The sequence below is a fragment of the Scopulibacillus darangshiensis genome, from assembly GCF_004341035.1.
GTDB lineage: Bacteria > Bacillota > Bacilli > Bacillales > Sporolactobacillaceae > Scopulibacillus > Scopulibacillus darangshiensis.
Genome location: NZ_SLXK01000005.1, coordinates 104,404 through 129,816, shown reverse-complemented (window position 1 = coordinate 129,816; position 25,413 = coordinate 104,404). Strand labels below are relative to the sequence as shown.

The window sequence follows — 25,413 nt, the reverse complement described above, 5'->3', positions numbered from 1 at the left end:
GGAGGATGACAATGGATTACAGAATTGAAAAGGACACACTAGGTGAAGTGAAAGTTCCAGCTGATAAGCTTTGGGCTGCCCAGACGCAGCGCAGCAAGCAAAATTTTAAAATAGGCTGGGAAAAAATGCCTTTAGAAATTGTTAAAGCGTTTGCGATGCTTAAAAAGGGTGCAGCGCTTGCTAATAAGAAGTTAGGTAAGCTTGAAGAAGAAAAGGCTGACGCGATAGTACAAGCTGCTGATGAAATTATCGACGGTCAGTGGGATGATCAGTTTCCGCTTGTTGTTTGGCAAACCGGGAGCGGCACGCAATCGAATATGAACGTTAATGAAGTAATAGCAAACAGGTCGAATCAAATACTTAAAGAAAAGAACAGCGAGCTTAAAGTCCATCCGAATGATGATGTGAATAAATCACAAAGCTCCAATGATACTTATCCGACGGCTATGCATGTTGCAAGTGTTTTGACGATTGAGGAAAATGTCCTTCCGTCACTGGGGAAATTAAAAGCAACATTAAAAGAAAAATCAGATGCATTTAACGATATCATCAAAATCGGCCGCACTCATTTGCAGGATGCCACCCCGCTTACACTCGGCCAAGAGATCAGCGGCTGGTATCAGATGTTGAATAAAACCGAAAAGATGCTTAAAAGCGTGACCGAATTCATTAAGGAACTTGCGATCGGCGGGACGGCGGTTGGAACAGGTTTGAACGCCCATCCTGATTTCGGCAAGATGACAGCAGAAGAGCTTTCCAACATGACAGGGAAATCCTTCACATCTTCGGATAACAAATTCCATGCCCTTACGAGCCACGACCAAATCACAACAGTGCATGGTGTGTTAAAGGCACTTGCTGCTGATTTAATGAAAATCGCAAATGATGTCAGATGGCTTGCAAGCGGTCCACGATGTGGCATAGGGGAGATCACCATTCCCGAAAATGAACCTGGAAGTTCAATTATGCCTGGTAAAGTAAACCCAACTCAAGCTGAGGCAGTCACAATGGTTGCCGTTCAGGTTATGGGTAATGATTCTGCAATCGGATTTGCTGCGAGCCAAGGGAACTTCGAATTGAACGTCTTTAAGCCTGTCATCGGCTATAACTTCTTGCAATCGGCGCGATTGCTTGCGGATGCCATGGTATCATTTAATGATCATTGTGCGGTAGGCATAGAGCCTGACAAAGAGAAAATTGACGCTTATTTGCACAATTCTCTTATGCTGGTCACTGCCTTGAACCCGCATATCGGCTACGAAAATGCCGCTAAAATTGCAAAGAAGGCCCACAAAGAAGGGACTACTTTGAAAGAGGCTGCCATCGCGACCGGGATTCTCACTGAAGAACAATTTGATGAAATGGTCAGACCGGAGGATATGACAGGACCAAAAGCATAAGCATTACCTAAAACCCCCGGCAAATACAGAGGCCGCTGAAAAACATACCTTTTTCAAATTTATAAGTGTATCCATATTTAAAAAGGCTGCATTTCGTTTGATTTCGAACGAAATGTAGCCTTATTCTTTAGTTAATCAGAAAGTATAACTTTCTGACGCACATAAGTGCACTGGCTAAAGACGTAACATCCTGTTACAACGCCAGTACTAGCACGTCCTGTGCGTCGCAACTACGCCTCTGTCTTCGCCAAAGGCTCGCCAATCGGCGAGTTTTCTTTACTATTTTTTACTCGGATTCTTTCATTAAAATCGGCTAATCAATACAACATAAGTTGTATAATCATCATAGAAACATTTTTAGATGAGTTGATACGGTCTAGAAAATCACGAATCAACGGAAATACATAAGACTCCTGCGGGAAAGCGACTGTATTTCCGCAGTGCCGCCCAAATACCTCCGGGGGTTTGTTATATTTACCCCTATATCATTTGACGAGATAAAAGGCATCCCCACTCATTCGGGAATGCCCCTAATTGTGAAGGGTCAGCCAGTTATTTTTTGTTGGTTAGGCTTTGTTCAGCCATTTGGATCATTTCCTTAACCATATTACCGCCGATATTGCCGCCGATTTTACCGGCTTCTTTAGCGGTCATGTCACCGTTATATCCTTTTTTAAGCGGAACACCGACTTCTTCTGCAACCTCATATTTTACATCATTAGGCTGCTCGGGATTAACGTTATAGCCTTGTTCAGCCATCACTTTTTCCTTCAATTTTTGCATGCCTTCTTTTGCTTCAGGTACAAGATAATGATTATTGTTGCCCATTATAATCTGACCTCCTTCTTTATTAGGCTCTCCCTAATACACAAAATGATTGCAGCCAGCTCTTGCCATTCTCTATATAGAAAAACCCTCCGGCATGATTTGCCGAAGGGTAAAGGAGTTATTTAGATTGATCAGACTTTTGCTTTGATTCGTTATTTGATTTTGTCTCTGACCCATCTTTTTTTATTAACTGATTATTAGTTAGGTGTTTTGACTTTTCGGACTGATCCACATATCTTTCAAGCGGGAGGGTTTGATCGCCTGTATAGCTAATTTTAGAGCGTTTTACAGGTTCAAATCCATCTGGCTTGTAGAAACGAAGCAGATCGCCGTACACGACCTTGTCGGAGAGCCCAAGCTCTTTTTTGACGACTTTATCGTATGGCTTACATTTTTCGCCATCGACTTGTTTGCCACTTGGGTTGGCATAACATGTTCCGCTTACGCTAGTAAATTTTGGTGTTACGAAATCGCCGTTACGGAACGGTACGATTGAGCGATGCTCTTTAGACAATAGGTCGGTTCCGAAAGAGATGTAGTCCTTTGTATTAACACCAAGTAAATGTAATACAGTAGGGCGGACATCCACATCACCGCCATAAGTGTGCCTTACACCGCCTTTAACCCCAGGTACGTGAATGAATAATGGCACCCGCTGTAATTGAGCATTTTTATATGGCGTAATTTCTCCGCCAGTGATCTTGGCCATTGCAGTATTGTGATTTTCAGATATACCATAATGGTCTCCGTAAAGAACAATGACAGTATTGTCATAAAGACCGGAAGCCTTCAATTCTTCAAAGAATTGTTTTAGTGCTTCATCCATGTAGTGTGCGGTCTGGAAATAATGATTGACTACTTGGTCATTTGTGTCTGCCGCAGGAAAATCCTGATCTTCCTTATCTAATTTGAACGGGAAGTGGTTAGACAGTGTAATAAATTTAGTCAAAAACGGCTGATGCAGGTTCTTAAGGTATGGCATTGATTCTTTGAAGAATGGCTTATCTTCCATACCATAATTGATCGTATGCTCAGCGCTCATGTCATAGTAATCAGCATCAAAGAATTTATCGATTCCGAGTGATTTATACATTTCGTCACGGTTCCAGAATGTCTTATAGTTACCGTGGAATGTTGCCGACATATAGCCTTTAGATTTAAGGATTTGCGGTGTTGCTTGGTACGTATTTTGAGCCTTAGTTGTAAAGACTGATCCTTGCGGCAGCGGGAACAATGAATTTGCCATCATAAATTCGGCATCGGATGTTTTACCTTGACCTACCTGGTGGAAGAAATTATCAAAGTAGAACGTGCCGTCTTTCCCGTGTGCCAATGAATTTAGGAATGGTGTAACTTCCTTACCATTTAGCTTTCGGTCAATCATAAAGGTTTGGAATGACTCCATCGACACATAAATGACGTTCATGTTCTTTGCTTTGCCGAAATACTTTTTGTTCGGGTCAGCATAATTTGATTTTGTGTAATTCTCTACTTCTGTAATATCACTGCTGTCAGCGAATGCCCGCTGAGCGGATGATTTTGTGTTTTGAATGATATCATAAATGGTAAAGTTGTACGCTCCAAGATATTTAACAAGGTAATTTCTGTCAAATGTTCTTGTCAATAATTGCGGACGGTCAGCTTCAGCGAGACTTAAGTTAACAATGAAAATCATAATGGCTGTCGCGAATACGGTTAACGTTGCGCGTCTGCCAATGCGATTAGCCTGTGTTTTAACAACCTTAAAGACGATAAGTCCAATAAGTAATAAAGTGTCTAGGAAAAACAAAAAGTCGTAAGGTCTCATTAATGCTACCGCACTTCCGCCAACGTCACCGAAGTTCTTTGTTTGGAAAAGAACTGGCAGCGTAATAAAGTCGTTAAAGAACCGGTAGAATACGACGTTCGCATATAATAGTCCAGATAGGATCAGGTGGATAACGATCATTGCGATATTTCTGCCGCGTCCTTTAAATAGAAGGGCGATTCCAAAGAAAAAGAGTCCCGAACTTAATGGGTTAATAAATAGCAGGAATTCCTGCATGTCATTCTTGATTCCAAGGTGAAATTGCGTGACGTAAGTAAGATACGTTTTAATCCAGAATAGAAAAACTACTAAAAAGAAGAGCGAGTACTTCTTATTTAATAGATCCTGGCATTTTTTCAATGTCAGTTTCATAAACTTCATACCTCCTGCGTGTCATTATAATGACTTTTAAACCAGCAATTTATAATTGTGTAAAACATCCCATAATATTTATTGAGCTGGCGGTAAAAAGACTTCTCTTATTAATCTTATATTCCTATAGTTTCCAGTGTTTGGATTCATAGTATCCTAAATTATTTTAGCGCTTTGAAATAAAATGTCAAGTAACCGGATAATTATTTCTAAAGATAGGCTACAGGTCCATAGGAAAATGGTCGTCCGTTTATCAAACTCAGATACAACCCATATTTTTTAACTTAACGAAACATAATAAAATACATACCCTTATTTAGACGAATTATTCCTTTAAAAAGTTTCAGTTTGGTTAAAAAGTGTTACAACAATAACTTAACCGAAACAAATAATAATATTCGCACTAATGTTAAGAAAGAATGGAGCTCAAAAATATGGAAAATAAGGGTAAAATATCACGAGTTTTATTAAATTAGCACTTTGGGGGAATTTGGCTATAAAATGCAAAATTGAGTGGTAAGAAAAAGAAAAACGATGGCTAAAGGCGCCATCGCTTTTGCTATTTCATTTCATAAGCCGTGTTTTCCGGGGTCATAAGATCCAGTGCTTGCTTGAGGTCATCCCAGATATCTTCCCAAGCTTCCAAACCGACGGATAGACGAATCAGATTGTCGGTAATGCCCATTTTGAGGCGTTCTTCTTCTGGTACAACAGCGTGAGTCATTGTTGCCGGATGCTGGATTAATGTTTCCGCATCACCAAGACTTACTGCAATTTTTATCAGCTTGCAAGCATTTAGAAACGCTTGTGCATCCTCTTTGTTGCCGTTAATTTCAAAGCTGATCATGCCGCCCGGACGCTTCATTTGCTTTTGAGCCAATTCATGTTGCGGAAAATCAAGATCGCCAGGAAAATACATTTTTTTCACAGCCAGATGCTGTTTTAACATTTTCGCGATTTTTCCGGCATTATCGCAATGGCGGTCAATTCTAACAGGCAACGTCTTAAGGCCGCGAAGCAAGAGCCACGCGTCAAATGGTGAAATGATGCCGCCGATATCTTTCTGTGTTGACATTGCCATTTTCCCAAGTTCTTCATGACGGCCAATAACAAGCCCGGCAATGACATCCCCATGGCCGCCTATATATTTGGTCGCGCTGTGTATGACATAATCACAACCCAAGGTGAGAGGCTGTTGCAAATACGGGGAACTAAAGGTATTATCGACAACAACAGGTACATTATATTCTTTTGCCACCTTGACAACCATTTCTAGATCAATCAGCCTCATTGTAGGGTTTATCGGTGTTTCGATATAGAGACATGCTGTGTTATCACGAATCGCACTCCGCAACTCATCCTCTTTGTCCATTGAAAGAAAGTCATGTGTAATTTGATGTTTTTCCTTCATTAACTGGAGCAGCCCAAATGTGCAGCCGTATATGCCTTGTGAACAGAGGATATGATCGCCAGTTTTTGTCAGATGAAAAAGGGTTCCGGATACAGCAGCCATTCCCGAGCCAAATGCAAGAGCAGCCTCGCCTTGTTCGAGGGCAGCTATTCTTTCAGTTAAAATACGAACGGTTGGATTGCCCAGTCTAGAATAAATGTAGCCGTTCGATTCACCGCAAAAGCGCTGTTCACCTTCTTGTGCGCTGGAAAAGGTGAATGTTGACGTTTGAAAAAGAGGCGGGACTAAGCTGCCTTGTTCTTCAAGCGAATCATAGCCTGTATGAATAATTTCCGTCTCAAACCGCTTCTTTTGGTGTACCATTTCTAAAATGACCTCCCCATAATATCTATCTCTCTATTCCATCATATGATAAATCACATAAATTTGAAAGCGGTTTCATTATTTGTTGTCGTTTTGTTAAAAGGAAGAACATGTTATGGCATAATGGAAAATAAAAAAGGAGTTATCCAATGAAATCGGAGGAAATGTTTTATTTTTATTTAGAGCAAGCAAAAAGGCCTTTTTCAGGGTGGGACTTTTCGTTTTTAAGTTAATCAGAAAGTATAACTTTCTGACGCACATAAGTGCACTGGCTAAAGACGTAACATCCTGTTACAACGCCAGTACTAGCACGTCCTGTGCGTCGCAACTACGCCTCTGTCTTCACCAAAGGCTCGCCAATCGGCGAGTTTTCTTTACTGATACCGGAAGAATGGCAAGTGAACCGCTGCCATTTCCCAGCGCCAGGTTGGCACCTATATGGATCAGCTATACAAACTCCACGTTAATATCGAAACAAATGGCTATATAGATATCCCATCACATCGGTTTATCTTAATGTGTCAAAAGTAGCAGCGGCTTCCTGCATAATCTGTGCGACACCCGCTCATCATATTGTTACAAGGAGTGAAACCAAATGGCTGATAAATTTGTTGCAGTTAGGAAAAATGGTGACGGTGACATCGTCGAATTAAAAACGTCGTCAGGAAAAGTGGTCGATTATAAAGAAGCGCAGGCAATGGCCAAAGGTGGTCAAGTTGAAGGTGTTAATGTGTTCAAAGGCAGGGATGGCGATGAGCATTTAAGGTCAAACGCTGATGGCGATCCATCCAACAACTTAGATAATCTGCCAACGTTCTAAAAAGCTCAAGAGGAGGTTAGTAAATTGGCAAAAGAAGAAAAGAAAAGACGGTCAGACCAGCGAAAAGAAAAGGAAAAACCAAGGGGATTTAACGAAGAAGATTTAGAAGGATACGGTGATAAAAAACTGGAAGGTCCTGACCGGCCTTCGACATAAACCGACAGGTGACATATATAATAGAAGAAACTCGATTTAAAATTATGAAAAACCGGACGTTTGTCCGGTTTTTTTGTTATGGTGTGCCCGGCATGGGAGTGAATGGAAAAACGGTTCGAACGGTCATCAAAGCGGCCGGATGATGCCTGTTCAAAAATCCAGCAATGTTAAGTTGTTGTTAATTGTTATAAAATGTTCAATTTTGTTACCTTTCTTTCTACTCTGACCTTTATTTATAATAATAAAGAAAGCCATCATATCTTCATTTGAGGTGAGGTTGTGCAGAATTTTTTGTGTAAATTTTTTTCTGGAATGAGTGTTTTAATTTTAGCATCAGCGCTATTAACGGGATGCGGGCATGAAAAACCCCATGCATTTAATTGGAAAGTAGGAAACTTTCAAGCGACAGATGAAACTGGACAAGATTTTGGCCTTTCAGATCTAAAAGGTAAGGTTTGGCTTGCTGATTTTGTTTTTACACACTGTCAAACCGTTTGTCCGCCTATGACGCGTAATATGGCTGCCTTACAGGAGCAGCTCAAAAAGTCAGAAGCAAAGGCACAAATTGTTTCATTTACAGTTGACCCAAAGAGAGACAGCCCGGATGTATTAAAAAAATTTGCAAAGGAACAAGGAGCTGACCTTTCCAACTGGCATCTTTTAACGGGGTACAGCTTTGATAAAATTAAAAGTTTGTCGGAGAAATCCTTTAAATCCGCAGTTTCAAAGCCCGCGAAGGGGAACGACCAATATACGCACGGTACAAATATCTTTTTAATCGATCAGAAAGGGACTATTGTACAAAAATACAATGGCTATAGTGATGTTCCTTATGATGATATTATAAAAGATGTTAAAGCATTGAACGAGTAGGTGTATGACATGAAAAAGCAAATGGTATTCATTATTGGATTGATGATATTCATTCTTGCCGGATGCAATAATAGTGATAGTCAGATATCACATCAGGGTAATGGTGATGACAGCCTTGCGCCACTTAAGGTCAACATTTTAACAGATAAAAATGCTTTTAAAGTAAATGAATCTGGTAAAGTTGAAATTAAAGTAACAAAAAAGGAAGAAAATGTAGATGACGCGGACGAGGTAAAATTCGAAATTTGGAAAGATGGGCAAAAGAATAAGTCCCGTATTTATAAAGGTGTTCATACAAAAGAAGGGCATTATATGTTAAAGCATACCTTTAAAGCTCCAGGTGACTATCATATTATCGCTCACGTTACAGCTCGTGGAAGCCATACAATGCCTGTGAAAGTCCTTCATGTGTCTTCATAAAATTTTATATAAGAAAAATTGGCTGCCACTTAGAGTGGGCAGCCTATGGCTTATCTTGCGGCACGGAGCTGTCTTAACTTTTGCTCGTTTTTCCCCATTTTTTTAACTAAGGTAGGGTGTCTCAGCATTAACATGGTGACTTTCCCCAGTAAAAGCCCGGAAATCGAAAACAGATAAATAATATAACTTGAAGGCCCGCTTAAATGCGGATGGAGATGGAGACCTGACAGCTCAACAAAACTAAGCCCGTATTTTATAGGAATAGACACGATCCAAACGAGGATAGCCAATGTCGATCCTGCAACGTACCACACGCCATCCCGGTTTGTAAGATGTGTGTAACGCCCTTGAATCAACCCGATACCGAAAGCGAAGAACAATCCAAATGATAAAATAACCCAATCCCCAACCGATACAACAGGCATTTTCGATACAGCGTAACTTGCTGATATTAATAATAGAATTGGCAGGCGGTATAACTTTCCGGTCATCGGTCTTTCCCTCAGCTGATTCATAATAATGACAATGAGTATGAGTGCACCAAATATATAATGCATCATATCCGCTCCTTAAAACCGAATTTGGAAGGTCATTACATACTTATGACCAGATACGCTGTCCTACAACAAAACAATTCTTTGGATTCCAACCCCCAAAAAACGATATTTTTCGCCTAAATTACAGAATGATGACATGTGAAAAAACTACAAAATTCATTCCTGTTAGATAAAATATTACAAAAGGGTTACGAACCGAAATGTACTCTTAATATAAAAGGGCTTAGTCCTAGGGCTTTTGAATGATATAATAAGATTCGATAAAGCAGTTCGAATAGTGTATTTTTTTCAGACAACATAGAGCTCGAAAAAGAGGACTAAGGTCTTAAAACGGAATAAGAGTTTTGGGGAGGAAATGATGAAAAAGAAGTTAACATTGACAATTGCGCTAAGTCTTGGGATTACATACAGCACGGTGGCACCGACCAATACATATGCAAAGGAATCAATAGGTTCAAAGATTAATAGTGTGAAAAGTGAACAGGCAGCACAACAATCGGCCAAAAGCCAGGTTTTGGCCCAAGAGCAGAAGCTCTCTGGAGAGCTTAATAAGCTTAACAACCAAATGTTAAATATGACTGGTAAAGTCAGTGAAAAACAAGTTGACATTAATGAAACCAAGGACGATATAAAGAATTTGAAAGCGGACATTTCAAAAACAAAGAAGGCCCTGAAGAAAAGGGAAAATTACCTGAAAGAAAGAGCAAAAACGTATTACGTAAATGGCAACACTAGCTTTTTGGATGTCATTTTTAATTCCGATAGTTTTGGTGATTTGATTGAGCGGGCATTCGCGATGAAGCAAATTACGGAAAATGACCAAAAGATTATTAATAAACAAAAAGCCGATAAGAAAAAGTTGGAAAATGACCAGGCAAAGCTGCAAAAGAATCTAGAAGCTTCCGTGTCGCAAATGGATGATCTCCAAGGGATGCTTGTTAAAATTGAAACGATGCATGCACAAAAACAAAAGGCTGCCGATGTTCTGAATAGCAAAGCGGCGAGCATTGATGATAGATTATCTGATCTTAAAGACGCTGAGGCTGCTCTCTCGGAAGAGAAGACAGCGGATAAGCACCCAGTTGCTGCAGCGGCTCAGGATACTAATAAGGAACCTAAAGTCACAAAAGTCAGCACACATGAGAATGCATCATCGGATAACAGCAGCAGGTCAAGTGTTCACCATTCATCACATAAAGCGAGCAAACCTAACCCAAAGCCAGAGTCACATGAATCAGATCATTCAACAACGTTAATATCTGATGATGTCGCAACAGGCGGCATTTCGGGGATTATCAATGCCGGTAAAAAATACATTGGTCATTCCAGATATGAAATGGGACGAGGCCGCTCTGCATCTGATATCGCTAATGGCGTTTTTGATTGCTCTGCTTTTGTGAGCTGGGCATTCAGAGCTAATGGTATAAATCTAGGCGGTGCATCAACAGAAGCGTTAAAGAATGTTGGTCAAAGAATCAACAGCAAAGGTGCTTTAAAGCCTGGTGACCTTGTCTTTTTTGACACATATAAAACAAACGGTCATGTCGGTATATACATGGGCGGTGGACAATTTATCGGAGCTCAAGATAGCACCGGTGTTGCAATAGTTTCAATGAGCAACAGTTGGTGGGCTCCTAAATTTAACCATGCCCAGCGCGTACTCGGAAATTAAATAATAAACAAGCCACAGATGAGTTCTCATCTGTGGCTTTATTTTTTTATTGCATCCGTTCTGTTTCCATTTTGCGTTCTTTTCGTTTTCTTGGCTTGAATTCTTCCCTAAAGGATTTAATCAGCGAGAACATCATAAAGATGAGAATGAACGCGAAAGGGAAGGCGGCGATAATGGATGCTGTTTGCAGTGCAGTCAATCCGCCTGACCAAAGAAGGACTAATGCGGCAGCCGCCACAAGAATTCCCCATACTATTTTCGTGATGTTTGGCGGATTCAAGCTCCCGTTTGTCGTTTGCATCCCAAGAACAAAAGTTGCCGAGTCTGCCGATGTAATAAAAAATGTACTGATGAGTATGATCGCTAAAATCGATGTAAAAGTACTTAATGGGAAGTGCGCCAAAACAGCGAATAACGATACCTCGATGCCTTGAGTATTGATGACATCCGATAAATTCACGTTCATGACCCGCTCTAAGTACATCCCTGAACCGCCAAAGATAGAAAACCATAACGTGCAAAAGATGGTAGGAACAACAAGGACTCCGATAATAAATTCACGGATCGTACGTCCCCTGGATACACGGGCAATAAATGTCCCTACGAACGGTGCCCAGGCAATCCACCAAGCCCAGTAGAACAGTGTCCAGCTTTGCATCCATTTGCTATGCTGTATTTCAAATGGTGAAATATTCAAACTCATCGCCGGCAGTTTTTGGATGTAGCGTCCAAAGGTTGAGGTGAAATAATCGAGCAGAAAGCCCGTGTTACCGGCAAATAATAAAAATAGCATCAAAATAATCGCAACGGTCACATTCGCATTACTAAGCCATTTAATACCACGTCCCAAACCGGATGCAGCGGACAGCATAAATAATACCGTAACGATAATGATAATAATAAATTGGACACCAATGCTGTTAGGGATCCCATGGTTTATAAAATGTAAACCGCCATTAATCTGGGCAGCCCCAAGTCCAAGCGACGTTGCAACACCAAAAATCGTCGCAAATACAGCAATGATATCAATGAGCTTTCCAACCCAGCCTTTTGTTTTTTCGCCTAATAAGGGATAAAAGGTGGCGCTCACTAAACCTGGTGCGCCTTTTCTGAATTTAAAATAAGCGAGTGCAAGAGCGATCACAGCATAGATCCCCCAAGGATGAAAGCCCCAATGAAAGAATGAAAACCGCATAGCGTCTTCCGCTGCTCGCTTTGTGCCGGGATCCCCGTAAGGAGGGCTCATATAGTCTTGCAGGGGTTCTGCGACACCATAGAAAACGATACCAATTCCCATCCCCGCACTGAACAGCATAGCAAACCAACTAATTAGCCCGTATTCAGGCTCCTCGTCATCCTTTCCGAGTTTTATCTTCCCATATTTAGAGAAAATTAAATAAATCGCGAAAAGCAATATAACGCTTGCTACAATGAGATAGAACCAACCAAAGTTGGTTTGCAGAAATTGTTGGATATTACCTGATACCCTTGCAAGATTATCTGGAGCTAGTGCTCCCCATAAGACGAATAGAACGGCAATAATAACTGAAATCGTAAATACAATGGTTACTTTTTTCATCAAATCCACCTTTCAGGCTCTTACTATTAACACGACATAGCACCTCTTTGTTTCCATTAATCTTGGTTGAGGCTATATAAAAACTCCCATTTTTCATGATCAGTCAACTCGTTTTTTGGAAGTTGTAAATTCCCTCCCAAAATGATGGTTTCACCTTGTATCGCAATAACCATCGCTTCAACTGCGGTATCGCTGTTCCGTTTTCTGTACACATCACCAACTTCAATGTTATTAAAGTTTGATACAGCTTGATCAGTACTAATAGCTTCACTGTCGTGAACTTTTTCAATGTCTTGATACTCGATAGGGCGGCTGCCACTCTCACGGCCGGGAACCATCAATAAATACTCATTATGCCTGATTCCGTTAGACTTATTGGTAATGACACCTTTGCTTTCAACTGTTGCAACAACTTCTATGGCATTTAAAAAATAATGGTCCAGGTAATCCGGATTTGGATTTGTAATAAGAATAAAATCTCCCTCGGATGCTTTTTTGTCCCTATGTAAAGTATAAATGTTGTTATTGAAAAGAAAGCTGTCAAGCGGCTCAGGCTTGATCCTTTCAACATTGGCGGCATTTGTTAATTGTTGTTTCAGATCTCTAAGCCTAATGAGATGAACGGATTGCTTATACATAGGCTTGACAGAATAAACCCTGCATAGCTCATTGTTAAAATAGACGAATTGCCCTTTTCTTACTTGGTACAGTTTCAATATTCGTTCCCCTTTCAAATTTTAGTTAAACATTGATCTTGCTTATCCAGACACAACGAATAATATTTTATTACAAGTCATTGTCAAACTCAAAGAAAACGGTCGGAAAAATGGTTTCCTTTTATGATGTCCTAATTTAAGTAAAACATGATTGGTTATGCCGATTAATGGGGTATGGTATATATAAGGGTTCGAAAGCTGCTTGGACATATCACATTTACCCTTAATTTTTGTTAAATAAACGTCATGATTGTATCAATAAAATAAAACAGTGCTAAAGGAAGAAGAAAGCGATGGAAAGCAAAGGATCTTTTAAAAAAATAAATGATGTGGAGATATATTATGAGCATCATGGCTGTCCCCTGAAAGAACAACGGCCGGTGCTGGTCATGGTTCATGGCTATTTGTCATCGGCCTTTAGTTTTAGAACATTGATTCCCTATTTGAGTGATTCTTTTACCATTTTCGCACTGGACTTGCCTGGTTTTGGGCAAAGTGAAAAATCAGTTAAGTTTTTCTATTCATTGGATAATTACGCGAGGCTAGTGATCGGCTTTCTGGATGCAATGGCGTTAAAAAAGGCGGTTTTGGTGGGACATTCAATGGGCGGACAAATCAGTTTGTACGCAGCAAACCAAGCGCCTGACAGAATTGTACAAGTTGTCGGCTTAAGTGCTTCCGGTTATTTGGGAAGGCTTAGACTGTGGCTAAGATGGGCGTCTTATTTACCATTTATGAGTTATTATTTGCAGTACTTTTTTAGAAAAAAGGATATTATGCAGACATTTTTGGAAGTCGTTCATAACCGTGATTTGGTGACGAATGAGATGGTCGAAGGTTATCTTGCCCCGTTGAAAAACATCGATTTTTATCGTTCGCTTGTCAGGCTGATGCGCCATCGCGAAGGTGACTTGACGCCGCTCGTTCTTCACACAATCCGCCAGCCTGTCCTTTTATTATGGGGGATAGAAGATCGGGTCGTCCCTGTATCTGTAGCAAGAAGATTCAAAAGGGATTTGCCTGAAGTGACATTGCGGACATTCGAGAATACAGGTCATTTATTGCCCGAAGAAAAGCCAGAAGAAGTCGCAACGGAAATTAAATCATTTATAAACCAGGATGTCAGCGGTTGACATCCTGGTTACTTGGTGTGTCTAGTTTCTTTTAAGATGCCTTTCGAGTCTGGCTTTAACCGCCGGCCATTCTTTTTCAATGATACTGTAGCAGACGGTATTGCGATAGAAGCCATCGGCGAGGATGCGATGATTTCGTAGGATGCCTTCCTTAACCGCACCGAGTCTTTCTATAGCTTGTTGTGATCTTGTATTCCGCTCGTCTGTCTTGATTTGGACCCGTATCGTTTCTAAGGTTTCAAAGCAATATTTCAAAAGTAAATATTTGCATTCTGTATTGACTTTGGAACGCCATACTGCCGGTGAAAGCCATGTCCAGCCGATTTCAAGGTTTCTGTTAGGAACAGAGATATCTAGAAATCGGGTGCTGCCGATAAGCTTTTTGGAGTTGCTGTCCATGATGGCAAAAGGGAAGGCAGTCCCTGACTTTTTATCCTGCAAAGCTTGGTGAACAAGCTTATCCATGTCCTTGGCAGATTTGATGTTCATTGGCATATAAGACCAGATTCTCTGATCATTCCCTGCTTCAAAAAGACCTGACACATGATCCAATGTCATTGGGGTGATTTTCACAGCCTCTCCTGATAGTTCAATAGCTTCCACCGCTTCAATATTCATTATACTTCCCCCTGTCTGATTTCCATGACATCATTATACCCTACAATGAACTAACCGCTGCATATTTTTTGCTCATTTTTGAATAAATAAAATATTGTATTTTGTAGCAGCGAATTTGCTACTTTCGACTCGTATTTTGTCACATATTTGTCCCAGAATGAATGCAGGGATCACCGTATGTTTCACGAATTTTAGTTTATGGTCAAGTATAATGCTAATGGTACTTTAATAATATTTTTTGGATCGAAAAAGGAATTTATCTCATGAAAATAGAATTGAAAATAGAATTGAAAGAAGGAAGTATGATTCCTTGCACCATGATGTTGCAACCCTTCCTAGAACCTTAGCTGGCGGCAGTTTGCCGCCTGATATTAATAAGTTGTACTTGCTTCTACTTTTTCGAGGAGGGCTTTAAATGGCAAAGTTGTATTTAACCCGGCACGGCGAAACAGAATGGAATGTTGAAGGCCGAATGCAGGGCAGGCAAAATTCTTTATTAACCAAACGAGGCAGAGAGCAGGCGTCATGGCTGTCGGAACGCCTGAATAATATAAATATCAATCTGATCATTTCAAGCCCGAGCGCACGTGCTTTGGAAACCGCGGAAATCATTCGGGGGACACGAGATATAGAGATTGTACAGGATGAGCATTTTCTGGAGATTAATGTTGGTGATTGGGAAGGGTGTTTGAAGGGTGATATCGAAAAGAAGGACCCTGATAAATCACTTTTGTTTTGGACAAAGCCCCATTTATTTAAAACTACAAATGGTGAGGATTTCTATCAGGTTAGAGAAAGGGTCTTGCCGTGGCTCAAACATATTCTGAATGAATACCAGGGTCAGGAAGTCCTGATTGTTACACACGCGATTGTTTTAAAAATTATATTGAGCTACTTTAATAAAACACCCTTAGAACGGTTGTGGGAAGGACCGTATATAGAAGGAACAAGCCTGACAACGGTAGAGATCAGCGGTGAGGATTGGAAAATCAGCCAGTGTGCGGATACATCACATTTCAAAATTGTTCCGATGAAACTATAGAATGGGAAAGAGCCAGCTTTAGTCAAAGCTGGCTCTTTGCTTAATTAACTTTTACCCTGTCTTTATCCGGTGACTTAATTTTCAAAAAGGAAACGGACAACCTTGTTATCTGACGAAGCTGTTTTACCAGCGAAGAATGGCGTCAGGATCAGAATCAAGGCGATGTTAACCAGGATTCCCCAAAAACCGCTGTAACCTGGTAAATGAAGCGGTGCTGCTAGAAAAATCATCACTAAACCACCGATCAAACCAACTGTAACAGGGACCTTGTTCATTTTTTTCCAATAGAGGCTTACAGCAACGGCAGGGAAGATCTGAACAATCCCTGAAGTTCCTTGAAGCTGAAGGTTAATGATTGATGACGGAAACAGAATGCCGAACATGAGGGCAAGAAGCACGATCAGAAAGACAAATAACCTGGCCATTAAAGTGACCTTTTTTTGCTGCATTGATTTGGCAAAGAGGTCCTGAATGATATTTGTCGCAAGCAAATTCGAAGCTGCAATGACCATGATTGAGGCCGGTACTAGGCTTGCCAGCATAATGGTGGCAAATGAAAACCCCTGACCGACACCGCCAAGAGATTTTTGAATCAAGATAAGCAAGGCGGAATTGCTGTCTTTCAGACCCGGGACAACGAGCAAAGCAAGGATGCCCAAAGCGGTAATGAAAAAAAGCAAGATATTATAGAAAGGAAGAGCAATCGCATTTTTTCTAAGAGACTCACCGCTTTTTGCCGCTAAGGCTCCTGTCGACGAATGCGGCCACATAAAAAGGGCGACAGCAGAAATAAATGCAGCAGTAGAGAACCAAAATGACCCATGCCCGCCGCCGTGTCCCGGCAGCGTCATGTATTCAGGATATTTTTCCGCAGCGACATGAAGGAAATCCCCCCAGCCCCCAAACCATTTAATAGGCAAATAGATGACTAAGAACAGCATGACAACCCAGACTAAGATATCTTTGACCAAAGCGGTCCATGCTGGTGCCCGCAGCCCGCTGAAAAAGGTGTATGTCCCTACCAATAAAAAACTGATGATGAGAATGACGGTGGGACTGATTGTTCCATGTCCCGCGACTTTCACAACATTTTGGATCCCAGCTAATTGCAGATCAATGTATGGAATTAAAAAAAGGATGCCGACAAGAGCAACCAACCCTGAAAGAAATTTACTGTCGAAACGTTCCCTGACATAATCTGCTAAAGTCGTCATTTTGAATTCCGCTGCAACGGACCAAATCTTCGGTATATAGTAGAAAATGATAGGGAAGGCCAAAGCCGCGTAAGCGCAAGCAAAAAAAGCAGGTGCGCCCAAGGTATAAGCGTAGCCGGTCAAACCAAGGAAGGTGTAGGCGGTATAAATATCAGCACCGATTAGAAACCAAATGAGCAAACCTCCAAAATTACGCCCGCCAATTGACCATTGTTCAATCGATTCACGTGATGACTTATCTGAACCGGATATAAAACCAATAATAATGACGATAAAAACAATGATTGCTGTTATTAAAAGTGCAAGATTAGACGTACTCATAATTATCTTTGTTCCTTTCTAGTTGACCGATTTTTGCGAAGCTTGTAGATCGCAAGTGTAAAAAATGGTGTTGCCAAGAGCCAAAGCAGCCACCAGAAAAAGAAAAACGGCAAGCCGATAACAAAGGGATCCGCCTTATTAACCCAAGGGAGGAGCAAGAGCTGGGCAATAAAAGGGATGAGAAATAAAATAACTTCAAATATACGATTCAATCGATTAACCCCCTTAGAATTCGAATATTCTACATTTTATCATTCTTCGGATCGAGATGTTAGTCCTTTTTTTAGAAAACAAAGTAAATATGAGCACTAAATAAACATATAAGTTAAGAGACATATTTTTAAGGGGGATTATAATGGCTCAGGGAACATATCAAGAAACGGTGTTATTTGAGCATCGTTTTTGGCTTCAGGTCCTTGGCGATCATGCCAGATTCATCTATCACGCTCTATCACCTAATGAAACAGAAGACATAAGAGTCGCCCGCCAATTTATTAATGCATTTGATCAAGCTCTCCACCAATCCAGAAGAGAGCTTTCCGGGGATGCTCTTAATCAGCTGACGAAAGCGGCAGAGAAGGCCGCCGGTGATTTAAGGGTATTTAAACTTAACTTGCTAAGGAGGCAGCTTACCGGTGATATATCGATTGGTCTGGCCGAAACTTTCATCAACCACATGGTGAATGAACTTGATGAGTATTTGCGAATCCTAAGTTTTTTGGCAGAAGGGAAGGTGCCGCCAAAGGTGCATCCGATCCATCACCACCTGCTATGGGTGTCAGATGCCGGAGCCCATGCAGGGATCATAACAAGCTCCTTGGACGTGACGGAAAGAAAATTAAAGGAAAAAGGAAAGGCATTTGAGGAGGATTTTCATGGCTTTTATTTGAAAGCGATTGAAATAGCTGGTTATCTGCGCACAAATATCTACCAATTTCCGGCCCTTTCACGATACAATTCTGATGTGCGGCTTGAGCTTAAAGTATTTCGCGGCTTTTTGGCCGAGTTGGAAGAATGGGGCCTCAGTAAAGAACTTCTAGGGACATTCACACCATTAATGGCGGATCATATGGCAAGGGAGGAATGTTATTATCTCATGCAGCTGGCGGAATCTGACGGCACGCCGCCGCCATCATGTGATCCGACAAAACCGCGGGTAACAACGGCAAGCATGAGTTAATATGAAGCAATAAAACCTTCCCTATTGCGGTGCGGGAAGGTTTGGTTATGTGATTCATGCTTTTTGATACAAAATGGTTTGGGCAATGCCAATAAAATATTCGGATTCGTCGATAATATGCCTCATGACAACCCGGGCTGTCGGATTATTTTTGATTGGATCACTTTCCCGCATCATTTCATTACAGAAGGCAATAAACTTTTCGCTTTGATTGAGGCAGTAGACAATCAATTGCATAAGATCACGGTAGAGCTCCTGGGAGAACGAGCCATTTGAGCGGACAGCAGTTTCAATGAAACGGACAATTTGGCTGTGTGTTTCTGAAAGCAGTATTTCCCACTGTTTTAGTGCCTCAACATATTTCGATTCAAGGCCTTTGACGAGCTCACGGATGACAACGGTGTGCTCTTCCTCCTGAAGCTTCCAAAATTCAGCTTCATCCATTACCCTAAGAGGCAATTGACCACCATAATAATATTGCATGACACCAATCCCCTTCATTTTTTGTATTATTAGAGCCTATTCAAATTTTTACTTTTAGAGAACTTGAATTTCCATGGGTACCGCATGCCCGGTTAGAACATTATAATGAAAAGTAAAATGAAAATGTGGTAAAATCGTGGCATTGAATGGAGGCTATTTTTATGAAACTCATCGCAATTGATTTGGATGGAACATTATTAACAAGTGACGGGACGATTAGTCTAGAAAACGCCAAGGCTATTAGGGAAGCGCAAAGGGAAGGTGTAACCGTCGCGATCTCCTCTGGCAGGCAGATATCCCAGATTGACGCCCTTCTCGCCGAGGCAAATCTCCGCTGCCCGGCTATTTCCAGCAACGGTGCAGCAGTATTCACTGATGATCATCAATTGATCAAAAGCTGTCCATTGCATTCGGAACAAGCAAAGAGGATTTATGAGATATTAGAGGTTAATGACGCCTTTTATAGAATATCAACCAATAAGGGGGTTCATGTGCTTACCAACGGTACGGACCGATTAACGAATGAAATTGAGCAATTGAAGCATATGGATTTCTCCTTTGAAGAGGAAGCATACAGAGATATTGTCAGGCGCTATGAGACATTAGCCGATGTCCACCCATTTGAGAACGCGGTGGGATTATTCCAACATGACATCGTTATATATAAATTCTTGATTCAATCCTTTCAAAAGGAAAAATTGGAGCGGTTAGCGAGTGATCTTAAAGCCGAAAAGGAGATTTGTCTTACTTCCTCCGGTATTGATAACCTCGAAATTAACCACATCGATGCCCAAAAAGGGTACGGCTTGATGGCGATGGCTAATCATCTCGGCATCTCAATGGAACAAACGGCGGCGATCGGCGATAATTTCAACGATGTCTCCATGTTCCAGAAGGCGGGCTTAAGTGTCGCTATGGGAAATGGCGAAAAGGATATCAAGGAGATGTGTGACATCATTACCTTAACGAACGATGACAATGGTGTCGCCTATGCCATTCGGAACTATATTTTGAATCCGGAGAGAACATGACTGCTGTTATGGACACCATGGTATAATAAATGTAAATGCCAAGGAGTGATAGGGATGAGCCGGCCGCTCGAGAAAACGACGTTCACCTATGGTGATTATAGGAATTGGCCTGCTGAGGAAAGATGGGAACTGATCGATGGCGTACCATATAATATGTCATCTGCACCGTCTAGACGGCATCAAAAAATTCTCATGAATATTTCTACAGAGTTTTCGGTTTATTTGAAAGGAAAAACGTGTGACGTTTATCAGGCCCCTTTTGATGTTCGTCTTCCTAACAGCAATGAAACGGACGATGAAATAACAACGGTTGTTCAGCCTGATCTAGTCGTGATATGTGATCCAAAGAAATTGGATGATAAAGGCTGTATAGGGAGCCCGGACTTGGTCATTGAAGTCATATCTCCTTCGACGATGCAAAAGGATCTGAAGGAGAAATTTTACTTGTATGAGCGTATGAAAATTCAATATTACTGGCTTGTCTATCCTGAAGAAAACATCGTCACCATTTTTACACTGACTGATGAAGGGAAATACGGACGGCCGGATATTTATGCGGGTAAAGACAAAATAGATATTGGTTTGTTCCAAGACTTTACCATTGATTTAGCAGATGTTTTTGAACTGAAAAATGGGAATAATGATCAAGATTAGATATGCCTGCCTTTCGTCCCGGCAGGCTTTTTTTGCAGGGAGGTGCAAGAAGTGTTTAAAATCTTTCTTGTTGAAGATGATGATACAATGAGAGACATTATTTTTGACAATATAAAAAAGTGGGGGTTTGAGGGATATTTGCCTCATTCATTTCACGATGTCTTTAAGTCCTTCATTGATTGTCAGCCGCATCTCGTATTAATGGATATTAATCTGCCCGAATTTGACGGATTCTACTTGTGTCAAAAGATTAGGGAGGTCTCCAAGGTGCCGATTATCTTCCTTTCATCTAGGGATACGCCGATGGATATGATTATGGCGATGAATATGGGCGGGGACGATTTTATTCAAAAACCAATTGATACGGATGTGCTCATGGCTAAAATTAATGCCATGCTGAGACGGACATACTCTTACACTGACACGGTGGCAAGTGTCATTGAATGGGGCGGTGCGATATTAAATTTGAAGGACAGTACCCTGCTTTATAACAACGGGCATATTGAATTAACCAAAAATGAATTTAAAATCATGTACTTATTGATGAAGAATGCCGGGAAAGTGGTCACCCGTGATAATATCATGAGGAGTTTATGGGAGGATGAAAGTTTTGTTGATGAAAATACATTGACCGTTAATGTCGTCAGAATCAGAAAGAAGCTGACTGAGGCGGGGTTAAAAGACTTTATTCAAACGAAAAAAGGGCAAGGATACATTATATTATGAGACTATCGCAGTTTCTCAAGGACCGGCAATATCTTATTCTTTTCTATGTCATTATGATGGTTTTCATTTCTCTCGTTGTCTATCTTGATCCTCATTTCAGCACCGGTCTGGGCAATATCATTTATTTCAATACCGTCACCATTGTCTTTTTCTTTATTTATTTACTGCTGGGCTTTTTCAGGCGAAGAAAATATGTAGCTGAACTTCAGGATTTGACCAACAATGATCTCCCTGTTGAAGTTCCCGCGGCATTGCCTGAGCCGCTGACCCATGAACAAGCTTTAATACATCAAGTTTTAATACGTATTTATCAGGAGCAGTTAACTCAAATCCAAGGATTACATAACGAAAAAGTCGAAAATCAGGAGTTTATCATATCCTGGGTTCATGATATCAAAACACCTATTTCGGCAAGTAAGATGATGATCAAACATCACAGTGGGAGATCGCCGGAAGAAGCGCTGGACAAGCTTGAAGATGAATTGGCTAAAATTGATCAATACGTGGAGCAGGCGTTGTATTATTCAAGAGTTGACACGTTTTCCAAGGATTATTTTATAAGTGAATTTATGCTTGATGCTATTGTCAAGGCAAGCATTAAGAAACATGCCAAAATGTTTATCAGCAAAAAGATAAATGTCGATTTGGAAAATGTCGATAAAACTGTTTTGAGTGATAAGAAGTGGCTGGCGTTCATCATCGATCAAATCATCATTAATGCAATAAAATACACCGATCAAAGCGGGAAGATTCAATTCATTGCCGAAGAAAATGGCAGTGAAATCCGGCTTGCCATTAAGGATAACGGGATTGGGATCAAAACCGAGGACATCGGCAGGGTGTTTGAAAAGGGGTTTACTGGTGCCCTAGGCAGGAAGTTTGCCCATTCCACAGGGATGGGACTGTATCTCTCGAAAAAGCTTGCTCGGAAGCTTGGGCATGAGCTAACCATTATATCTGAGGAAGGGGAAGGAACCACCGTCACCATCCATTTTCCGAAAGCACTTGACTTTTACCAAGTGGCTAAATAAATTGTTCCCTCTTTGGCTTACAAATCTGTAAGGTTAAAACACCCATTTGTAAGGTTATGAAATGGAATGGGCAAATGGCATGAACTAAAATGAAAAGCGTAGTAAAAATCTATAAGTATTATCATGATTAACACTCATTTTAGGAGGAGTCATAAATGAAAGCCATGTTACAAGCCCAGCATGTGAAAAAGGTCTTCGGCCAAAAAGGGAATGTGTTTACAGCTTTGGATGATATTGATTTGGAGATTAAGGAAGGTGAATTTGTCGGTGTGATGGGGCCTTCGGGCTCAGGAAAGACCACGCTGCTGAATATATTATCAACGATCGATCAGCCGACCGCCGGCAGTATTTTTATCGACGGCAGCCGAATTGACAATTTGAAAGAGGACCAGTTGTCTTCATTCAGAAGAAACAAGCTGGGATTTATCTTCCAAGATTACAACTTGCTTGACACGCTGACCATAGAAGAAAATATTGTCTTGCCTTTAGCTCTTGCAAAGGTTAGTGCTAAAGAAATCGATCGTAGGGTAAAGAATATTGCCCATAAAATTGGGATTGAGGAGATCCTAGCCAAGTTCCCTTACCAGGTATCCGGCGGCCAAAAGCAAAGAACAGCAGCATCCCGTGCAATTATTGCCGGTCCAAGCCTTATTTTTGCCGATGAGCCAACGGGAGCACTGGATTCAAAATCGGCAACAGCGCTTTTGCAAAGCCTTAGCCAGTTGAACGAAAGGGAACATGCGACAATCATGATGGTCACGCATGACGCTTTTGCGGCAAGCTTTTGCAGCCGGGTGCTATTTATTAAAGACGGTGCCATGTTTACTGAGTTAGTAAAGGGGCAGACCTCCAGAAAGGATTATTTTCAAAAAATCTTGGATGTTTTGTCGGCCTTGGGAGGTGGCATGGATGACCTTATTTAGTATCGCGAGGAAAAATATAAAAAGAAACTTTTATAACTATTTTCTCTATTTTGCTTCAATGATTTTCAGCATTGTCATCTTCTTCACTTTTGTATCTTTGCAATACAATGACCAGGTTGCCGAGGCTTCTACAATGAAGATCAGCACCGCTTTTAAAGGCGCTTCAATTGTTTTAATCATCTTTGTAGGGATTTTTATATGGTATTCCAATGCGTTTTTCACCCGCCGGCGCAAAAAAGAGGTTGCTCTTTATTCATTATTGGGAGTTAGAAAAAGGCAAATTGGTAAAATGCTGTTTTATGAGAATTTTGTCATGGGGCTCTTCGCCCTTATTATCGGGGTGGTCCTCGGCACGCTGCTATCGAAATTCTTTGTCATGCTGCTGATGAAAATGATGGGATTTGCTGTCGATGTGGCGTTTATGATTTCAGGAAAAGCCATCCTTGAAACTGTGATTGTGTTTGCCATTATTATCTTGATTACCTCATTTGAAGGTTACAGATTGATTTATCGTTTCAAACTTATTGACCTGTTCCATGCTGAGAAAAAAGGCGAGTCTGCACCGAAGGCTTCAGTCTTTGCTGCTTTGTTAGCCATTATTTTCCTTGCCGCAGGTTACTTCATCTCAACCCAAACACTGACATCGAAGCTATGGTTAAGCAATATATTGATGACGGCACTTATTATTCTGGCAAGCGTCACGCTTGGGACTTTTTTATTGTTCAGATCCTTGACCATTTATATGATTAAGCTTTCAAAGAAAAATAGAAGTCAATATTATAAAGGGATAAATATTATCGGCACATCACAGCTGTTATACCGGATAAAGGGCAACGCCCGAATTCTGACGATCATCGCACTGCTCAGCGCCGTAACGCTTTGTGCAATTGGCACGAGCTATAGTATGTTTTATAACGCCAAGCAGCTTTCAAACGCCATGAACCCTTTCAGCTATGCTTATATATCTCAAGGAAAACCATTGGATCAAAAGGTTCACGGGATTATTAATCATCAGAGTGACCACCAGCCTGCCAGTTTGTATTCGACCAAAGTGATAAAACAAGAAATTAATATAGACTGGGATAAAGCACCGAATGGGTATTTTATGGATAGGAAAAGATCTACGTTCCTTTCAAATTCAGCCTTTAATCAGTTGGCGAAAACGCTGGGTCAGAAAGGTTCGCTGCATTTAAAAGGTGATGCTGCGGTTGCACTGGACAATCAATACAGTAAAACCTTCTCACCTCATTACAGAGGAAAAACGCTTGATATCAAGACAAATGATGGAAGAGAGAAGCTGCATTTTGTCGGTTTCAAGGACTATAATGTTATCAATAGCAATTTAGCAGGATTTCCTGTTGTGGTGAGTGATCAGCTCTTCCAAAAGCTGGTCCGATCCGGACAGGTGCAAACAATTAAGCAATGGCAAGTCAAAAATGATACAGACTCTGCAGAATTAACGAAAAGGCTTGCAAGCATATTACCTAAGAAAGCTGAGTTTACCGATTTTTATAGACCGTATAAGGATATGATGGCTGGCAACGGGATGTTAATGTTTCTTGGCGCCTTCCTTGGATTAGTGTTCTTGCTTGCAACCGGAAGCATTATCTACTTCAAACAGTTAACGGAAGCAGCCGCGGACAAAGAGCGCTATGATATTTTAAAGAAAATCGGTGTCACAAAAAAGGAAATCAGACATTCTATTGCAAAACAAATGCTATTTATCTTTAGCATGCCACTCGGCATTGGCATCCTGCACAGCGCGTTTGCCTTATCAGCATTGTCTGACCTTATGGGCAGAAATATCCTTGCCCCGGTCCTCATTAGTATGGGGGTCTACACGGTCATCTATATCATGTATTATTTCCTAACGGTGAATTCCTATTTCAAGCTCGTAACCCAAGGGAAGTAAAACAACCGGAAAAACCGCATGAGGCGTCATCTGTATGCGGCTTTTTTGTTTTTAATGTCTTTTCTTGTTCGACATTGTTTCTTTTTTGTAACCCTTTTCTCATGATTAATTTTTATGATGGTTATTAGGGATAAGGGATAAACCCCCGACAGTCGTTAAATAGCAAAAAAT

General features: G+C 40.9%; 25 protein-coding genes. 15 read left to right on the top strand and 10 right to left on the bottom strand.

The window, feature by feature from the left end; genetic code table 11:
- Positions 1–11 precede the first annotated feature (11 nt).
- The gene (gene fumC, locus EV207_RS05855; RefSeq protein ID WP_132744598.1) at positions 12–1,400 is read left to right on the top strand and encodes a class II fumarate hydratase; all 1,389 of its coding nucleotides are present in this window, start codon (positions 12–14) and stop codon (positions 1,398–1,400) included.
- A gap of 552 nt (positions 1,401–1,952) precedes the next feature.
- On the opposite strand, the gene EV207_RS05850 is transcribed toward fumC, so the two are convergent.
- From EV207_RS05850 to megL, 3 genes are all read right to left on the bottom strand, one after another.
- Complete coding sequence (locus EV207_RS05850; RefSeq protein WP_132744596.1) at positions 1,953–2,228, bottom strand: alpha/beta-type small acid-soluble spore protein; 276 nt, start codon at positions 2,226–2,228, stop codon at positions 1,953–1,955.
- A gap of 118 nt (positions 2,229–2,346) precedes the next feature.
- Positions 2,347–4,407: a lipoteichoic acid synthase gene (gene ltaS / locus EV207_RS05845; protein ID WP_132744594.1), complete on the bottom strand. Its 2,061-nt coding sequence runs from the start codon at positions 4,405–4,407 to the stop codon at positions 2,347–2,349.
- A gap of 559 nt (positions 4,408–4,966) precedes the next feature.
- Positions 4,967–6,181 carry a methionine gamma-lyase gene (megL, locus tag EV207_RS05840; RefSeq protein WP_132744592.1) on the bottom strand — a complete coding sequence of 405 codons (1,215 nt, stop codon included), beginning with the start codon at positions 6,179–6,181 and terminating at the stop codon, positions 4,967–4,969.
- Positions 6,182–6,776: 595 nt separating this feature from the next.
- On the opposite strand from megL, the gene EV207_RS05835 reads away from it, so the two are divergent.
- The 4 genes from EV207_RS05835 to EV207_RS05825 all read left to right on the top strand — a co-directional run bounded on the left by EV207_RS05835 (position 6,777) and on the right by EV207_RS05825 (position 8,450).
- A complete protein-coding gene (locus tag EV207_RS05835; protein WP_132744590.1) occupies positions 6,777–7,001 on the top strand; it encodes a DUF3892 domain-containing protein in 225 nt (74 codons plus the stop codon).
- Positions 7,002–7,025: 24 nt separating this feature from the next.
- A complete protein-coding gene (locus EV207_RS23680; RefSeq protein ID WP_279389172.1) occupies positions 7,026–7,157 on the top strand; it encodes a hypothetical protein in 132 nt (43 codons plus the stop codon).
- A 312-nt stretch (positions 7,158–7,469) separates the two neighbouring features.
- Positions 7,470–8,030 (top strand): SCO family protein, encoded by a 561-nt coding sequence (locus tag EV207_RS05830; RefSeq protein WP_132744680.1) that lies wholly within the window; start codon positions 7,470–7,472, stop codon positions 8,028–8,030.
- 9 nt (positions 8,031–8,039) lie between these two features.
- Positions 8,040–8,450, top strand: coding sequence for a FixH family protein (locus tag EV207_RS05825; RefSeq protein WP_132744588.1), 411 nt, complete (start codon positions 8,040–8,042; stop codon positions 8,448–8,450).
- A gap of 50 nt (positions 8,451–8,500) precedes the next feature.
- Here EV207_RS05825 and EV207_RS05820 read toward each other — a convergent pair whose 3' ends face one another.
- Positions 8,501–9,010 carry a hypothetical protein gene (locus EV207_RS05820; protein ID WP_132744586.1) on the bottom strand — a complete coding sequence of 170 codons (510 nt, stop codon included), beginning with the start codon at positions 9,008–9,010 and terminating at the stop codon, positions 8,501–8,503.
- Between the two features lie 355 nt (positions 9,011–9,365).
- Here EV207_RS05820 and EV207_RS05815 point away from each other — a divergent pair, with 355 nt between their 5' ends.
- On the top strand, positions 9,366–10,679 hold the full coding sequence (locus tag EV207_RS05815) for a C40 family peptidase (protein WP_165886844.1): 1,314 nt from the start codon (positions 9,366–9,368) through the stop codon (positions 10,677–10,679).
- A gap of 46 nt (positions 10,680–10,725) precedes the next feature.
- On the opposite strand, the gene EV207_RS05810 is transcribed toward EV207_RS05815, so the two are convergent.
- Both EV207_RS05810 and EV207_RS05805 read right to left on the bottom strand, forming a co-directional pair.
- Positions 10,726–12,258, bottom strand: a complete 1,533-nt coding sequence (locus EV207_RS05810; RefSeq protein ID WP_132744582.1) for a glycine betaine uptake BCCT transporter — start codon at positions 12,256–12,258, stop codon at positions 10,726–10,728.
- A 56-nt stretch (positions 12,259–12,314) separates the two neighbouring features.
- Complete coding sequence (locus tag EV207_RS05805) at positions 12,315–12,974, bottom strand: hypothetical protein (RefSeq protein ID WP_132744580.1); 660 nt, start codon at positions 12,972–12,974, stop codon at positions 12,315–12,317.
- A gap of 293 nt (positions 12,975–13,267) precedes the next feature.
- On the opposite strand from EV207_RS05805, the gene EV207_RS05800 reads away from it, so the two are divergent.
- Positions 13,268–14,107 (top strand): alpha/beta hydrolase, encoded by an 840-nt coding sequence (locus EV207_RS05800; protein WP_132744578.1) that lies wholly within the window; start codon positions 13,268–13,270, stop codon positions 14,105–14,107.
- Between the two features lie 21 nt (positions 14,108–14,128).
- On the opposite strand, the gene EV207_RS05795 is transcribed toward EV207_RS05800, so the two are convergent.
- Positions 14,129–14,725 (bottom strand): GNAT family N-acetyltransferase, encoded by a 597-nt coding sequence (locus tag EV207_RS05795; protein WP_132744576.1) that lies wholly within the window; start codon positions 14,723–14,725, stop codon positions 14,129–14,131.
- A gap of 415 nt (positions 14,726–15,140) precedes the next feature.
- Between EV207_RS05795 and EV207_RS05790 the strand changes: the two genes are divergently transcribed.
- Positions 15,141–15,767 (top strand): histidine phosphatase family protein, encoded by a 627-nt coding sequence (locus tag EV207_RS05790; RefSeq protein ID WP_132744574.1) that lies wholly within the window; start codon positions 15,141–15,143, stop codon positions 15,765–15,767.
- A 74-nt stretch (positions 15,768–15,841) separates the two neighbouring features.
- Here the strand turns inward: EV207_RS05790 and EV207_RS05785 are convergent, their stop codons facing one another.
- A complete protein-coding gene (locus tag EV207_RS05785) occupies positions 15,842–17,302 on the bottom strand; it encodes a sodium:solute symporter family protein (RefSeq protein WP_132744572.1) in 1,461 nt (486 codons plus the stop codon).
- A gap of 2 nt (positions 17,303–17,304) precedes the next feature.
- Positions 17,305–17,514, bottom strand: a complete 210-nt coding sequence (locus tag EV207_RS05780; RefSeq protein ID WP_132744570.1) for a DUF3311 domain-containing protein — start codon at positions 17,512–17,514, stop codon at positions 17,305–17,307.
- A gap of 143 nt (positions 17,515–17,657) precedes the next feature.
- Between EV207_RS05780 and EV207_RS05775 the strand changes: the two genes are divergently transcribed.
- Positions 17,658–18,482, top strand: a complete 825-nt coding sequence (locus tag EV207_RS05775) for a DUF2935 domain-containing protein (protein ID WP_132744569.1) — start codon at positions 17,658–17,660, stop codon at positions 18,480–18,482.
- 54 nt (positions 18,483–18,536) lie between these two features.
- Here EV207_RS05775 and EV207_RS05770 read toward each other — a convergent pair whose 3' ends face one another.
- Complete coding sequence (locus EV207_RS05770) at positions 18,537–18,965, bottom strand: DUF2935 domain-containing protein (protein WP_132744567.1); 429 nt, start codon at positions 18,963–18,965, stop codon at positions 18,537–18,539.
- Positions 18,966–19,126: 161 nt separating this feature from the next.
- Here EV207_RS05770 and EV207_RS05765 point away from each other — a divergent pair, with 161 nt between their 5' ends.
- The 6 genes from EV207_RS05765 to EV207_RS05740 all read left to right on the top strand — a co-directional run bounded on the left by EV207_RS05765 (position 19,127) and on the right by EV207_RS05740 (position 25,242).
- Complete coding sequence (locus EV207_RS05765; RefSeq protein WP_165886843.1) at positions 19,127–19,996, top strand: Cof-type HAD-IIB family hydrolase; 870 nt, start codon at positions 19,127–19,129, stop codon at positions 19,994–19,996.
- Between the two features lie 54 nt (positions 19,997–20,050).
- Entirely contained in the window at positions 20,051–20,650 is a 600-nt protein-coding gene (locus EV207_RS05760; RefSeq protein ID WP_132744563.1) for a Uma2 family endonuclease, read from the top strand.
- Between the two features lie 51 nt (positions 20,651–20,701).
- Positions 20,702–21,376 carry a response regulator transcription factor gene (locus EV207_RS05755; RefSeq protein WP_132744561.1) on the top strand — a complete coding sequence of 225 codons (675 nt, stop codon included), beginning with the start codon at positions 20,702–20,704 and terminating at the stop codon, positions 21,374–21,376.
- On the top strand, positions 21,373–22,407 hold the full coding sequence (locus tag EV207_RS05750) for a sensor histidine kinase (protein ID WP_132744559.1): 1,035 nt from the start codon (positions 21,373–21,375) through the stop codon (positions 22,405–22,407). Before EV207_RS05755 ends, EV207_RS05750 begins: the two co-directional genes overlap by 4 nt.
- 155 nt (positions 22,408–22,562) lie before the next feature.
- Entirely contained in the window at positions 22,563–23,330 is a 768-nt protein-coding gene (locus EV207_RS05745) for an ABC transporter ATP-binding protein (protein WP_132744557.1), read from the top strand.
- Positions 23,317–25,242 carry an FtsX-like permease family protein gene (locus EV207_RS05740; protein WP_132744555.1) on the top strand — a complete coding sequence of 642 codons (1,926 nt, stop codon included), beginning with the start codon at positions 23,317–23,319 and terminating at the stop codon, positions 25,240–25,242. The genes EV207_RS05745 and EV207_RS05740 overlap by 14 nt, the downstream gene beginning before the upstream one ends.
- Positions 25,243–25,413: the final 171 nt, after the last annotated feature.

Bases quoted from the DNA above. Each gene is read 5' to 3' on its own strand.
- fumC (WP_132744598.1), top strand. From the start codon at position 12: ATGGATTACAGAATTGAAAAGGACACACTAGGTGAAGTGAAAGTTCCA.
- EV207_RS05850 (WP_132744596.1), bottom strand. From the start codon at position 2,228: ATGGGCAACAATAATCATTATCTTGTACCTGAAGCAAAAGAAGGCATG.
- ltaS (WP_132744594.1), bottom strand. From the start codon at position 4,407: ATGAAACTGACATTGAAAAAATGCCAGGATCTATTAAATAAGAAGTAC.
- megL (WP_132744592.1), bottom strand. From the start codon at position 6,181: ATGGTACACCAAAAGAAGCGGTTTGAGACGGAAATTATTCATACAGGC.
- EV207_RS05835 (WP_132744590.1), top strand. From the start codon at position 6,777: ATGGCTGATAAATTTGTTGCAGTTAGGAAAAATGGTGACGGTGACATC.
- EV207_RS05830 (WP_132744680.1), top strand. From the start codon at position 7,470: ATGAGTGTTTTAATTTTAGCATCAGCGCTATTAACGGGATGCGGGCAT.
- EV207_RS05825 (WP_132744588.1), top strand. From the start codon at position 8,040: ATGAAAAAGCAAATGGTATTCATTATTGGATTGATGATATTCATTCTT.
- EV207_RS05820 (WP_132744586.1), bottom strand. From the start codon at position 9,010: ATGATGCATTATATATTTGGTGCACTCATACTCATTGTCATTATTATG.
- EV207_RS05815 (WP_165886844.1), top strand. From the start codon at position 9,366: ATGAAAAAGAAGTTAACATTGACAATTGCGCTAAGTCTTGGGATTACA.
- EV207_RS05810 (WP_132744582.1), bottom strand. From the start codon at position 12,258: ATGAAAAAAGTAACCATTGTATTTACGATTTCAGTTATTATTGCCGTT.
- EV207_RS05800 (WP_132744578.1), top strand. From the start codon at position 13,268: ATGGAAAGCAAAGGATCTTTTAAAAAAATAAATGATGTGGAGATATAT.
- EV207_RS05795 (WP_132744576.1), bottom strand. From the start codon at position 14,725: ATGAATATTGAAGCGGTGGAAGCTATTGAACTATCAGGAGAGGCTGTG.
- EV207_RS05790 (WP_132744574.1), top strand. From the start codon at position 15,141: ATGGCAAAGTTGTATTTAACCCGGCACGGCGAAACAGAATGGAATGTT.
- EV207_RS05785 (WP_132744572.1), bottom strand. From the start codon at position 17,302: ATGAGTACGTCTAATCTTGCACTTTTAATAACAGCAATCATTGTTTTT.
- EV207_RS05775 (WP_132744569.1), top strand. From the start codon at position 17,658: ATGGCTCAGGGAACATATCAAGAAACGGTGTTATTTGAGCATCGTTTT.
- EV207_RS05770 (WP_132744567.1), bottom strand. From the start codon at position 18,965: ATGCAATATTATTATGGTGGTCAATTGCCTCTTAGGGTAATGGATGAA.
- EV207_RS05765 (WP_165886843.1), top strand. From the start codon at position 19,127: ATGAAACTCATCGCAATTGATTTGGATGGAACATTATTAACAAGTGAC.
- EV207_RS05760 (WP_132744563.1), top strand. From the start codon at position 20,051: ATGAGCCGGCCGCTCGAGAAAACGACGTTCACCTATGGTGATTATAGG.
- EV207_RS05750 (WP_132744559.1), top strand. From the start codon at position 21,373: ATGAGACTATCGCAGTTTCTCAAGGACCGGCAATATCTTATTCTTTTC.
- EV207_RS05745 (WP_132744557.1), top strand. From the start codon at position 22,563: ATGAAAGCCATGTTACAAGCCCAGCATGTGAAAAAGGTCTTCGGCCAA.
- EV207_RS05740 (WP_132744555.1), top strand. From the start codon at position 23,317: ATGACCTTATTTAGTATCGCGAGGAAAAATATAAAAAGAAACTTTTAT.